General features: G+C 62.4%; 11 protein-coding genes. 6 read left to right on the plus strand and 5 right to left on the minus strand.

The window, feature by feature from the left end; all coding sequences use genetic code 11:
• Nucleotides 1-41: 41 nt before the first annotated feature.
• The 5 genes from JM946_RS28525 to nth form a co-directional block, all read right to left on the minus strand.
• Nucleotides 42-479: an MAPEG family protein gene (locus JM946_RS28525; protein ID WP_203170860.1), complete on the minus strand. Its 438-nt coding sequence runs from the start codon at nucleotides 477-479 to the stop codon at nucleotides 42-44.
• A 31-nt stretch (nucleotides 480-510) separates the two neighbouring features.
• Nucleotides 511-2,037 carry a fumarate hydratase gene (locus JM946_RS28530; protein ID WP_203170861.1) on the minus strand — a complete coding sequence of 509 codons (1,527 nt, stop codon included), beginning with the start codon at nucleotides 2,035-2,037 and terminating at the stop codon, nucleotides 511-513.
• Nucleotides 2,038-2,135: 98 nt separating this feature from the next.
• Nucleotides 2,136-2,585: a DUF1841 family protein gene (locus JM946_RS28535; RefSeq protein ID WP_203170862.1), complete on the minus strand. Its 450-nt coding sequence runs from the start codon at nucleotides 2,583-2,585 to the stop codon at nucleotides 2,136-2,138.
• A gap of 238 nt (nucleotides 2,586-2,823) precedes the next feature.
• On the minus strand, nucleotides 2,824-3,774 hold the full coding sequence (locus tag JM946_RS28540; RefSeq protein ID WP_203170863.1) for an SDR family NAD(P)-dependent oxidoreductase: 951 nt from the start codon (nucleotides 3,772-3,774) through the stop codon (nucleotides 2,824-2,826).
• A 110-nt stretch (nucleotides 3,775-3,884) separates the two neighbouring features.
• Nucleotides 3,885-4,595: an endonuclease III gene (nth, locus tag JM946_RS28545; protein WP_203170864.1), complete on the minus strand. Its 711-nt coding sequence runs from the start codon at nucleotides 4,593-4,595 to the stop codon at nucleotides 3,885-3,887.
• A gap of 542 nt (nucleotides 4,596-5,137) precedes the next feature.
• Here nth and JM946_RS28550 point away from each other — a divergent pair.
• The 6 genes from JM946_RS28550 (at nucleotide 5,138) to JM946_RS28575 (ending at nucleotide 13,098) form a co-directional block, all read left to right on the plus strand.
• Nucleotides 5,138-6,451 carry an ABC transporter substrate-binding protein gene (locus JM946_RS28550; RefSeq protein ID WP_407700614.1) on the plus strand — a complete coding sequence of 438 codons (1,314 nt, stop codon included), beginning with the start codon at nucleotides 5,138-5,140 and terminating at the stop codon, nucleotides 6,449-6,451.
• A gap of 32 nt (nucleotides 6,452-6,483) precedes the next feature.
• Nucleotides 6,484-7,356, plus strand: a complete 873-nt coding sequence (locus tag JM946_RS28555; protein ID WP_203170866.1) for a carbohydrate ABC transporter permease — start codon at nucleotides 6,484-6,486, stop codon at nucleotides 7,354-7,356.
• Between the two features lies 1 nt (nucleotide 7,357).
• A complete protein-coding gene (locus tag JM946_RS30810) occupies nucleotides 7,358-8,191 on the plus strand; it encodes a carbohydrate ABC transporter permease (protein WP_203170867.1) in 834 nt (277 codons plus the stop codon).
• A 10-nt stretch (nucleotides 8,192-8,201) separates the two neighbouring features.
• A complete protein-coding gene (locus JM946_RS28565; protein WP_203170868.1) occupies nucleotides 8,202-9,224 on the plus strand; it encodes an ABC transporter ATP-binding protein in 1,023 nt (340 codons plus the stop codon).
• A 31-nt stretch (nucleotides 9,225-9,255) separates the two neighbouring features.
• Nucleotides 9,256-11,490: a bifunctional mannitol-1-phosphate dehydrogenase/phosphatase gene (mtlD, locus tag JM946_RS28570; protein WP_203170869.1), complete on the plus strand. Its 2,235-nt coding sequence runs from the start codon at nucleotides 9,256-9,258 to the stop codon at nucleotides 11,488-11,490.
• A 132-nt stretch (nucleotides 11,491-11,622) separates the two neighbouring features.
• Complete coding sequence (locus JM946_RS28575; RefSeq protein WP_203170870.1) at nucleotides 11,623-13,098, plus strand: SulP family inorganic anion transporter; 1,476 nt, start codon at nucleotides 11,623-11,625, stop codon at nucleotides 13,096-13,098.
• The last annotated feature ends 10 nt before the right edge of the window (nucleotides 13,099-13,108 follow it).

Below are 13,108 nucleotides of genomic sequence, written 5' to 3' on the forward strand. Positions count from 1 at the left end.
GGCTCACCGCGGTCTGGATTTCGATACTTTGTAAATTCGGCTCACGCGGTCAGCAAGCGCGCGGCAAAGATCGCCCACATCACAAACAGCACGATGCTGCTGGCGAAAAACAGCTGAAAGCGACGGATGACGATATTCGAGGTGAGATGCACGTAGGTGTGAGCCGCGCGCAGAGCGACGTAGCCCCACGCGCAAGCCAGCAGCAGATGATTGGTCAGCTGCGTGATCGCCAGGAAGCCGCACAGTGCATAAAACAGCACCGGCACTTCGAACATGTTGCGGAAGTGGTCGGACGCGGCCACGTTCTGCAACGTGTCCTGCGCCTGCTTGGCGGACGCCAGGTGCTGTGGATGAATGCGACGCGCGCGGATCTCGGCGATGCGGTCTCGATACAGCCGCGCGAATACGAATGCGGTGATCAAGGCGAGGGCGGTGGGCGGCAACAGGATCGCGTACTTGATCTGCATCGGTCCATCCATCGCCTCGCTCCTTCTTCGTTAGCAGGTGACCTTACATGACCTTCACGGGGATGCCGGCGATGCGCTGACGCCATTCGGCAGGGCCGGTCTCATGCACCGATTCGCCGCGCGCGTCCACCGCGACCGTCACAGGCATATCGCGAACCTCGAATTCGTAGATCGCTTCCATGCCCAGATCGCCGAAAGCGACCACGCGGCTGGAGCGAATCGCTTTGGACACCAGGTAGGCCGAGCCGCCGACCGCCATCAGATAGGCGGCTTTGTGCTTGCGAATCGACGCGATGGCTTCGGGGCCGCGCTCGGCTTTGCCGACCATGGCGATCAGGCCGGTCTTGCCGAGCATCATCTCGGTGAACTTGTCCATGCGCGTGGCGGTGGTCGGGCCGGCGGGACCGACCGCCTCGCCCTTGACCGGGTCGACCGGGCCGACGTAATAGATCACGCGGTTCTTGAAATCCAGCCCCGGCGGCAGCGGCTGGCCCGACTCGATCAGGGTGCTGAGGCGCTTATGCGCAGCGTCGCGACCGGTGAGCATCTTCCCGGACAACAACAAACGTTCGCCGGGCTTCCAGGAGGCCACATCTTCGCGCGTCAGGGCGTCGAGATTCACACGACGCGAATCGGCGGACGCTTGATAGGTGAGCTTGGGCCACAACTCCAGATCCGGCGGATCGAGTTTCGCGGGACCCGAGCCATCGAGCACGAAATGCGCATGGCGGGTCGCGGCGCAGTTTGGAATCACCGCGACCGGCAGCGATGCGGCATGCGTCGGGTAATGTTTGATCTTCACATCCAGCACCGTGGTCAGGCCGCCGAGGCCCTGCGCGCCGATGCCGAGCGCGTTGATCTTGTCCATGATCTCGAGTCGCAGCGCTTCGAACTTGTCCTTCGGGCCGTGCTCGCGAATCTCGTGGATGTCGATCTCTTCGAACAAAGCTTCCTTGGCCAGCACCATGGCTTTTTCGGCCGTGCCGCCGATGCCGATGCCGAGCATGCCGGGCGGACACCAGCCCGCGCCCATCTGCGGCACGGTCTTCACCAGCCAGTCGACCAGGGAGTCGGACGGATTCAACATCGTGAGCTTGGCTTTGTTCTCCGAGCCGCCACCCTTGGCGGCAAGCTGGATGTCGAGCTTGTCGCCCGGCACCACTTCCATATGGATGACGGCGGGCGTGTTGTCCCTCGTGTTTTTTCTATCGAACAACGGATCGCCGACGATGGAGGCGCGCAGCGTGTTGTCCGGATGGTTGTAAGCGCGGCGCACGCCTTCGTTGATCATGTCGCTCAACGACAGGGTGGCGTCGCCCCACTGCACGTTCATGCCCACCCTGACGAACACCGTGACGATGCCGGTGTCCTGGCAGATGGGCCGGTGACCTTCGGCGCACATGCGCGAATTCACCAGAATCTGTTTGATCGCGTCTTTCGCCGCCGCGCTTTCCTCGCGCTCGTAGGCGGCCGCCATGGCCTGAATGAAATCCGGCGAGTGGTAATAAGAAATGTACTGCAGGGCGTCCGCGACGCTCTGGATCACATCGTCTTGTTGGATGGTCGGCATGTTGGCGGATGGCTGGCGCGAAGGCGCGAGATCGAGAGGTGGCGGAATCTACCATCCAGGTCCTGGCCCGGCCACCACGCGGTCCACGAACGCAGGTATCACCGGATGCGAAGGCCCGCCAGACCCTGCACACGGCGCAAATAAGCCTGCTCATCGGGCGGCCGGCCGGCGCGCTGCGCTTCCCACAACGCCTCTGCGAGGCATTCGATGATCTGATGTTCGGCGTCGTGCGGCGTGCCCGTGCGCGCCGCCAGCGCCTCGAATGCCGCCCGTATGCCAACGGGACGATCGGTACCAATCTGATCGCGCACTGCCAGGTGCAGCCCCATGTGCAGAAACGGGTTGGATTGCCCGCTCTCCGGGCTGTAATCGCGGTCGAGCACCTGGTCCGGGCGCTCAAGCTCCGCCTGATATTCAGGATGAAGCGCGACCACGTCGGCGATCTGCGCCTCGAGCGGCTCCATGGGCACGCCCTCGCGATGCTTGCGCCACGCCTCGATGTACATCTGGCGCAGCTGATCGCGGGACTGGGTGTCGAAAATCGGCATGCGGCGATTCTAGCCGCTTCCGCCGAGCCGAGTCTCCGGGCAATGTCACCGAGTACAACGTGTCGCTGCGCCCTGTCAGGAAATGCGCGACGCCGTTGGCGTGTCACATAGGCGCAGTGCTGTCGAGCCACAGTCGCTCACCGCGCGCCGGGCTCAACACCTGGCCGTCTTCACCTCAAATGACCTGGCCGTCGTTCAGCACAAAGGCGGACCTCGGGCTGCAACGTCACGTGTCGGGTCAGGCGAGGTGGTCTCTTGTCAATTCGGTCGACACTTGCCAGAGCTTCGCGGCCATGGCGCGGTTTGTCTGATCTGCGCTCTGCGGGGCAGGCTTGCAGTCGGAGAAGTATTCGCCGCTGACGTGCTTCAGGCTCGGATGGGCGGCGACGTAACAAACCGTGGCGGCGCCTTGTGCGGGTGACTTGAGATTGGCCGGCGCCGAGCTGGCCGGAAGATCGCGACGAATGTTGGTGTCCACTGGCCCCGGCGTGAGGCAGTTCGAGGTCGCGCGCGTGCCTCGCAGCCGTTGTGACAATTGCAAAGAGAACAGGCCATTGGCCAACTTTGAATGAGCGTAGCCTCGTTTGTACCAGCCACGGCCGGACAGATCGTCGAACTGAATGCCGCCGGCCGGCGCGTCGCGATGATTGCCGCTGCCGACCACGACTACGCGGCCTTGCTCAGCGGCGGTGACGCGATCGAGCAGACGCTGCGTGAGAATGAAATGGCCAAGATGATTCACGACGAACTGTTTTTCGAGCCCGTTCACCTGCTGCCAATCGTCGAGAACGATGCCGGCGTTCAGGATCAGCATGTCGACGCTCGCGACCATGTCGCGAATCGCCTTTGCGCATGCGGCGACGGAATCGAAGTCCGTGAGCTCCAGCACGACCGGTATGGCCTCGCCCTTGATTCGGGCGCACGCCTCCTTGCCTTTATCGAGCGTGCGCGCCGTACCAATGACATGCGCGCCGCACAAGGCGAGCACGCGCATGGTCTCGAATCCGATGCCGGAGTTGCATCCAGTCACGACCGCAACCTTGCCTGTGAGCTCCAGACCCTTCGTGACTTCCTCGGCCGTTGAATCGCGATTGCATCGAGCTGGCGCCGTGGTTGCCTGCGTCGTGAAAGGCAGGTGAGCCGCGACGCCAGCAATCGCGACTTGTCGAATGAAAGCGCGTCGATGCATGCAATCTTCCTTGGGATCCGGCGGATTCAGGGGATGTCGTACGATACAACGCGCCGGGCTGGCGAGCGAGCAACATACGACGCAAGCATCGTGCGTATCTGAAACTCCTGTCAGGCGCGCTTCTTACCAAGCTTGCGCGCAAGCTTGGGTTTGGTCGCGAAGATGCTGCGTTTCTCGGGCTGGGTCTCCGGCGGCGTCTTTGCTTCGTATTCGCACAGATCGAGAATCACGCACTCGGGACATTTCGGTTTGCGAGCGATGCATGTGTAGCGGCCGTGAAGGATCAGCCAGTGATGCGCGTCGTGCGCGTACTTCGGTGGCACGACCTTCAGCAAGTGATCTTCAACCATGCGCACGTTGTCGCCTGGCGCGAGGCCGGTGCGATTCGAGACGCGGAAGATGTGCGTGTCGACCGCGATGGTGGGATGACCGAAGGCGGTGTTCAAAATCACATTGGCGGTCTTGCGGCCGACGCCGGGCAGGGCTTCCAAGGCTTCGCGCGACTCGGGAACCTGGCCGCCGTGCTGTTCCACCAGGATCTTGCAGGTTGCGATCACGTTCTTGGCTTTGGTGTTGAACAAACCGATGGTCTTGATATAGCGCGACAGTCCTTCCACGCCCAGTGCCAGGATGGCCTGCGGCGTATTGGCATGTTTGTACAGTTCGCGCGTGGCGAGATTGACGCTCTTGTCGGTGGCTTGAGCGGACAGGATCACGGCGATCAGCAACTCGAACGGCGTGGAATATTCCAGCTCGGTGGTCGGCTTGGGATTGGCGGCTTTGAGGCGCTCGAAGATCGCGGAGATTTTCTTTCGGTTCATGCGTCGAGCCAGCTTCAGGTCGGCGATTCATCATGTCCATTCATCATGCCGACTCATCATATAGAGAAGAGACAATCCGAGCGAGCGGCTCGCGAGTCATGCAATCTCGTCGAAGAGCTGGTTGCGCGCCGATGTTTGATCCCGAAATGGAATGTACGCGTCACGCGCCGCTGTTATGTCCGTTCAGTGAAAATTGAGCTCGATGGGTTGGCGCAGTGCGCAATTTCTACTATCATGTCTCCAGACGGCTGCAGAATCGTGGCCATAACACACGAGCGGCCGGATTATGCATCCGGCACGCCGATCTGTGACCGCACGCAGCGAGTACGCGCGCGGCGGCACTAACAACAATCTGGTGGCATGCTCACCCCGAATTGCGGGTATGCCTTAGCCGAAGCGGCGTCGATCCTCTTATCGGCGGTGGTTCGTTGACAACTCAAAGTCCGCTGGCGCGCGCCTGACCGCACGCGCATCGAGCAGTGGGCCTTCCGAGTGGACTTGCCGAAGTCCCGAATCCTGAACAAGGAGGCTTGTCGATGACAATGAGCAAACGGCTGCTCGCGCTGAGCGTGGGTTTGGCCTCGATTTTCACGGCGTGGGCCAGCGCCGATACGCTGACCATCGCCACCGTGAACAACGGTGACATGATCCGCATGCAACGCCTGGCGGTTGAATTCACGCGCCAGTACCCCGAGATCGAGCTGCGCTGGGTCACGCTGGAAGAGAACCTGCTGCGTCAGCGCGTCACCGTCGATGTGGCCACCCAGGGCGGCCAGTACGATGTGATGACGGTCGGCAACTATGAAGTGCCGATCTGGGCTGCGCAGAATTGGCTGGTGCCGCTCGAGGATCTCGGCGAGGACTTCGCGAGCGACGACCTGCTGCCTGCCATCGCCGATTCTCTGTCCTATGAAGGCAAGCTCTACGCGGCGCCTTTCTACGCCGAGAGCGCGCTCACCATGTATCGCACCGATCTGTTCGAGCAGGCCGGTCTGACGATGCCGAAGCATCCGACCTGGAGTTTCATTCGCGAGGCCGCCGAGAGAATCACCGATCGCGACAACGGCATGTATGGCATTTGTCTGCGCGGCAAAGCCGGGTGGGGCGAGAACATGGCGTTTGTTTCTTCGCTGGCGCACTCCTGGGGCGGTCGCTGGTTCGATATGAACTGGCAGCCGCAGCTGCAATCCACGGCCTGGCGCGACGCCGTGTCCTTCTATGTGGGTCTGTTGAGGGAGTACGGCCCGCCGGGCGCGTCGACCAACGGTTTCAACGAAAACCTGGCGCTGTTTCAGGGCGGCAAGTGCGGCATCTGGATCGACGCTTCGGTGGCCGCGTCCTTCGTTTCGGATCCGCGGCAATCCTCGGTTCACGATCGAGTGGACTTCGCATTGTTTCCTTCGCGCGTCCAAGTGCAGAACCATGGCAACTGGCTGTGGGCCTGGAGCTTCGCCATTCCAGCGGCCTCGCAAAACATCGATGCCGCCAAGCGCTTCGTCGCCTGGGCGACCGGCAAGTCCTATCTGCGCTTGGTTGCGGCTGAATCCGGCTGGGCGGACGCGCCGCCTGGAACGCGTCAGTCGCTGTATGCGAGCGCGGAGTATCAGCAGGCCGCGCCGTTCGCAGACATCGTATTGCAAGCCATCGAAGCGGCCGATACCCACAGCCCTTCGGTGCTCGAGACGCCGTACGTCGGCGGCAATTTTGTTTCCATCGCGCCCTATCAGGGGATCGGCACCGTGGTCGGTCAGCAGCTCTCGGCCGCGGTGGCGGGGCAGATAACCACGCGCGAGGCGTTGGCCAACGCGCAGTACGTCGCCGAGCGTGAGATGGCTCGCGCCCGTTATATCGACTAGCCCGCTGTCGGGCCCCCCTTTCGAGGAGAGACATGGCTAGCATCCACTCCCGGGCCACGGCCCGCCTCATGCTTTCGCCAGCGGTGATCCTGCTGCTGGTCTGGATGGCCGCTCCCCTGGTCATGACGCTCTGGTACTCGTTGCACGACTATCAGCTGCTCATGCCGCGTGGCAATCCGTTCCTCGGACTGGAGAACTACGCCTACTTCCTGAGCGACCCGGGGTTCCTGCAATCGATCGGCAATACTTTCATGTTGGTGATGGGCGTGTTGTTGATCACTGTGGTCTGCGGCGTTGGGCTCGCGCTGTTGCTCGATCAGCCCATGTACGGCCGAGGCGTCGTGCGCGTGCTGGTGGTGGCGCCATTCTTTGTCATGCCCACGGTCTCGGCGCTGGTGTGGAAGAACATGTTCATGAATCCGGTGAACGGACTGTTCGCGTGGATGGCGCAAATGTTCGGAGCGGACGCCATCGACTGGCTGGCGCAGGTGCCGCTGCTGTCGCTCACCTTGATCGTCGCATGGGGCTGGTTGCCGTTCGCAACGCTGATTCTGCTCACGGCGCTTCAATCACTCGATACGGAGCAGAAGGAAGCGGCGGAGATGGACGGTGCGAACGCATGGGCCCGATTCCTTCACATCACGCTGCCGCATCTGTCGCGCGCGATCACTGTGGTGATTCTGATCCAGACCATCTTTCTGCTGTCGCTGTTCGCCGAGATCTTTGTCACCACCAATGGCGGGCCGGGCACTCAGAGCAGCAACCTGGCCTATCTGGTGTATTCGCATGCGCTGCTGCGTTTCGACGTCGGCAGCGCGTCGGCCGGTGGCGTGATCGCGGTGGTGGCGGCGAACATCCTGGCGCTGTTGCTCATGCGCCTGGTGGGCAAGAGTCTGGAGGTCTGAAGTGACGGCGCGCGCAACCGACCGCCAGCGCAAGCTGGCCTTCACCTTCGTTGCCTGGGCCGTGGCGACGTTGATCTTCTTTCCCATTCTGTGGACCGTGCTCACGTCGTTCAAAACCGAAGCCGACGCCGTGGCGATCCCGCCGAAGTTCCTTTTCTTCGACTGGACCACCGACAACTATGCGGAAGTGTGGGAGCGCACCGACTATCTGCGGCACTTTCGCAATTCCGTGATCATTTCACTTGGTTCCTCGCTGATCGGTCTGTGCATCGCCATTCCCGCCGCGTGGGCCCTGGCGTTCTCGCCAACGCGGCGCACGCGCGGCGTGCTGATGTGGATGCTGTCGACCAAGATGTTGCCGGCCGTCGGCGTGCTCGTGCCGATCTATCTGCTGTTCAAGCGCGCCGGTCTGCTCGACACCCGCACCGGCCTGGTGATCGTGCTCATGCTCAGCAATCTGCCCATCATGGTCTGGATGCTGTTCACGTACTTCAAGGAGATTCCTCGGGACATCCTCGAAGCGGCGCGCATGGATGGGGCGACGCCCGGCCGCGAACTGCTGCATATTTTGACGCCCATGGCGTTGCCTGGCATCGCCTCGACGCTGCTGCTCAATGTCATCCTGGCGTGGAACGAATCCTTCTGGACGTTGAATCTCACCGCGGCCAGCACCGGCCCGCTGACCGCATTCATCGCTTCGTTCTCGGCGCCCGAAGGGCTGTTCTACGCGAAGCTGTCCGCGGCCTCGACGCTGGCGATCGCGCCCATCGTGATCCTTGGCTGGCTGTCGCAGAAACAACTGGTGCGCGGCCTGACGTTCGGCGCGGTGAAATAGGGGAGCCACGATGACCAGCATTGCACTGAAGAATGTTTCCAAGCGCTATGGCGCACACGAGGTCATTCCGGGACTCGACCTCGAGATCGAGGCGGGCGAACTGGTGGTGTTCGTCGGCCCTTCGGGCTGCGGCAAGTCGACGTTGCTGCGGTTGATCGCGGGGCTGGAGGATGTGAGTTCCGGTCAGTTGCTCATCGACGGTCGCGACGCCACCCGGCTGCCGCCGGCGCAGCGCGGCCTCTCCATGGTGTTCCAATCGTATGCGCTGTATCCGCACATGAGCGTGCGCGACAACATCGCGTTCCCGCTGAAGATGGCGCGCCGGAGCAAATCTGTGATCGAGCGCAAGGTGAACGATGCCGCGCGCGTGCTGAACCTGCAGGAATATCTGGATCGCAAGCCGCGGGAGCTTTCAGGCGGTCAGCGCCAGCGTGTGGCCATCGGTCGCGCCATCGTGCGCGAGCCGGTCGCATTCCTGTTCGACGAGCCGCTGTCGAATCTCGACGCCGCTCTGCGCGTCAACATGCGCATGGAGATCGCCGGGCTGCACCAGCAACTCGGCGCGACCATGATCTACGTAACACACGACCAGGTCGAAGCGATGACACTCGCCGACCGTATCGTGGTGTTGAACGCCGGCAGAGTGGAGCAGGTCGGCACGCCGTTGGAACTCTATCGCAGTCCCGCCACGCTGTTCGTCGCGGGCTTCATTGGCTCGCCGCGCATGAATCTGCTCGGCGGCTTCGAGGCGCGCCAGTATGGCGCAGCCACGATCGGCATACGCCCCGAGCACGTGGCGCTCTCGAGCAGCGAGGGTCGCTGGCGCGGCAAGGTGAGTCTCGCCGAGCATCTCGGTTCCGACACGTTTGTTTATGTGGATGTCGACGGTTTGGGAACGATCACCGTTCGCACCACCGGCGATGTCGATGTGCGACCTGGCGATTCACTCTGGGTGACGCCTGAGGAGACCTGCCTGCATCGTTTCGACGAGCACGGCCGGGCCATCCGCCAAGGACCCCCTCAACGCCACTGAAGGCATCAACCCACAGAGGTGACGAATCCTGATGATCAATTTTCTCGGCAAGCGAATCGAAAGCGCCATCTTCGACATGGATGGCACCATGTTCGACACGGAGCGGTTGCGTTTCCAAACCATCCGCCAGGCTTCAGTGGAGCTGGCGGGCCGGCCGATCGAGGATCGCACGCTGATCGGCTCCCTGGGGCTGAGCGCGGTGCGGGCCGAGGCTCTCGCGAAAGAGCATTACGGCGAGGACTATCCCTATCGCGAGATCCGCCGTCGCGCCGATGAGCTGGAGCTCGAGCACGTGCGAACTCACGGTGTACCGGTGAAGGTCGGTCTGTTGCAGGTGCTGGAGCGGCTTCGCCGCAGCGGTCTCACCATGGCCGTGGCGACTTCCAGTCGCCGCGCCATCGCCGAGGAATATCTGATCAATGCCAATGTTCTGAAGTACTTCGACATCACCGTGTGCGGCGATGAAGTGCAACGGGGCAAGCCCAACCCGGAGATCTTCCTGCGCGCCGCCGCCGAGCTGAGCCGCTCGCCGGAACATTGCCTGATGGTGGAGGACTCGGAGAACGGCCTGCTGTCGGCCAGCGACGCCGGTGGCCAGCCGATCCTGATTCACGACATCAAGCCGCCGCGTCCGGAGATCGAAGCGCGTGCGTTCCGCAGCTATCCGAGCATGTTGGACTTCCTGTCCGATCTCGCGGGCTGCGTGCCGAAGCTCGGCGTGCCGGCGGTGACTGATCCGTTTCCGCAAGCGATCAATCAGATGCGCGTCGGCATCCACGGTTTCGGCGCGATGGGCGGCGGTTATCTCACGCAAGTGTTCTCACATTGGGATGGCTATACGCGCCCGTGCGAAATCGTCGGTGTGACCGGGGATCGCTTGCTGCACGATGCGGTCAATGCTTTCGGCAAGATCAGTGTGCGCTATGGCAAGTATGCGTTCGATCAGACCATCGATCGGCTGCGGCTGATTCACATGGCCGACGAGGACGCCATCGTGAAGATGTATTGCGACTCGTTGATTGTCGGTCTCGCGTTGCCAGAGCAGGCCATCCGGCAACAAGCGCGCTTGATTGCGCGCGGCTTGCTGCGCAGGTTCGAGCAAGGCTTGGGCGAGTTGACCATCCTAGTGGTGCTCAACAAAGTCGGCGGCGCGAGCTTCGTCCGTAGGCACATCGAGGCGGCGCTGCTCGGGCTGACCAGCTCGGCGGAATGCGCGAAGATTCTGTCGAACACGCATTTCTCGGAGTCGGTGGTGAGTCGCATCGTCACGCGCCTCGGGCGTGAGTCGCTGCTGCGGCAGTTGCGGATCAAGACCGAGCTGTTCGAAAAGAATCTGGCCGAGGCGCACAAGGCCGATGACGCGGCTGCGCAGGCGCCGGGCGATGTGGCGCATCCGGAGATCGAGCGGCGCGTCAGTCTGTTGCGAGACGCGTCGCGTCCGGCGCAGGCGCTCAGCGATCTGCACCTGATCCTGTTCAATAGCGAACCCGACATGCTGCTGTATGCGCAAGGCGGCGGGGCGGTGCTGCGCCAGTTACGGCAGGTGAAGACGGTCGAGGATATTGCCCAGATCCAGACGATCAAGAATCGCCTCTGGAACGGCACGCATGCCATCGTGGCCTGGTATTCGAGCCTGCTCGGCTACTCGACCATCGGACGTGGCATGGGCGATGAACGGGTCGTGGCGCTGGTCCAGCAGCTGATCGAAAACGAGATCAAGCCGGCGCTGCTGCGAGAGACGCCGGAGCTCGAAGGCGTGATCACCATGCTGATGCGACCGTTCATCGAGCGTTGCCGCTCCTCGTTCAAGGACCCGTGCAAGCGGGTGGGACGCGATCCGTTACGCAAGCTGCGGCGGAGCGAGCGCATCCTCGGCAGCATCGCGCTTGCGCGCAAACACGGCATTGCCACGCCGGGGCTGGAGTTCGCCATTGCGCTTGCGATTCGTTATGCGTTGAGCGATGAGGCCCACGAGGATCTGGAATGCGAACTGATCCGGGGGATCTACTCGCGTACGCCGAGCGTCGAGGCGGTGCTGACCTATCGTGGCAGCTACAACGGTCATCCGTATCAAGGTCTCGATCCGGTGGCGGATGCTTCGTTGATCGCAGCAGTGACGGATCATTTCGAGAAGCTCGCTGATCGGAACAGTCCGCATTGGCAATGGCCGCTGGCGGCCAGGCGACGCTTCACGGATAATCGCGACCTCGAATCCACCGCGGCGGCGAACGACGCCATCATTCCCGTGACCGCGTGCGCCTCGTGATCCACTGACTGGTATTTCAATCCTGCTGACGTAGCGGCGTTGCTTCGCATCGCCGCCGCGTCAATTCTCCAAACTCTCACATACGCGTTGACGCGCGTCCACCCGGCGCGTCCATACATCCCCGTTTATCTCATGTTGAAATCTCTGCACCAGGAGTGGTTCGCCAATGTTCGCGGCGATCTGCTCTCCGGCACCGTCGTCGCACTCGCGCTCATTCCCGAAGCGATTGCATTCTCACTGATCGCGGGCGTCGACCCTAAAGTGGGACTGTATGCCTCATTCGCCATCGCCGTCGTCATTGCGTTTGCGGGCGGTCGGCCCGCCATGATCTCGGCGGCAACCGGCGCAATGGCGCTGGTGATGGTGACGCTGGTGAAGGAGCACGGATTGCAGTACCTGCTGTTCGCCACGCTGCTGACGGGCGTATTGCAGATCATCGCCGGTGTGCTCCGCCTGGGCTCGCTGATGCGCTTCGTGTCGCGGTCGGTGATCACGGGTTTCGTCAACGCGCTCGCCATCCTGATCTTCATGGCGCAACTACCCGAGCTGGCCGGAGGCAACTGGATGGTCTACGCGATGGTCGCGGCCGGGCTCGCCATCATCTATTTATTTCCATACCTCACGCGTTCCATACCCTCGCCCCTGGTGTGCATCGTCGTACTCACCAGCATCGCCATCTGGCTGGATGTAGACGTGCGTCGCGTCGGCGACATGGGAGAGCTGCCGGATGCCTTGCCGATCTTCCTGTTGCCGCAAGTGCCGCTCAACTGGGAGACCTTGCTGATCGTGCTGCCCTATTCGGTGACGCTTGCCGTGGTGGGCTTGCTCGAGTCGCTCATGACCGCCGCCATCGTCGATGACTTCACCGACACGCCGAGCAACAAGAACCGCGAGTGCGCCGGCCAGGGCGTCGCGAACATCGCCTCCGGCCTGTTGGGCGGCATGGCTGGCTGCGCCATGATCGGCCAGTCGGTGATCAACGTGAAGTCTGGCGGTCGCGGCCGGCTGTCGACCCTGACGGCGGGCGTGTTTCTGCTGGTGCTGATCGTGTTCCTGAGCGACTGGGTGGAGCGCATCCCGATGGCCGCGCTGGTGGCCGTCATGATCATGGTTTCGATCGGCACGTTCCGGTGGGACTCGCTGCGCAATCTGCGCGTGCATCCGAAGAGCTCGAGCATCGTGATGATCGCCACGGTCGTGGTGGTAGTGTTCACCCACGATCTGGCCAAGGGCGTGCTGGTCGGGGTCCTGCTGAGCGGCGTGTTCTTCGCTCGCAAGGTCGGGCAGGTGCTGCATGTGGATTCCAGCACCGCCGATGCGGGCAAGGCCCGCAGCTATGTGGTCGCCGGTCAGGTGTTCTTCGCGTCGGCCGATGCGTTTGTCAAAGCGTTCGATTTCAAAGAAGCGATCGAGCGAGTGCGCATCGATGTGTCGCGCGCGCATTTCTGGGATATCACTGCGATCACCGCGCTTGACCGGGTCGTGCTGAAGTTCCGCCGTGAGGGCACGACAGTCGACATCGTCGGCATGAATGAAGCGAGCGCGACGCTGGTCGGCAAACTTGCGGTGCATGACAAACCCGATGCCGAGCGCCTGGTGGGGCACTGACGGGTAAGCG

The organism is Steroidobacter gossypii, from assembly GCF_016801985.1.
Taxonomy (GTDB): Bacteria; Pseudomonadota; Gammaproteobacteria; order Steroidobacterales; family Steroidobacteraceae; genus Steroidobacter; species Steroidobacter gossypii.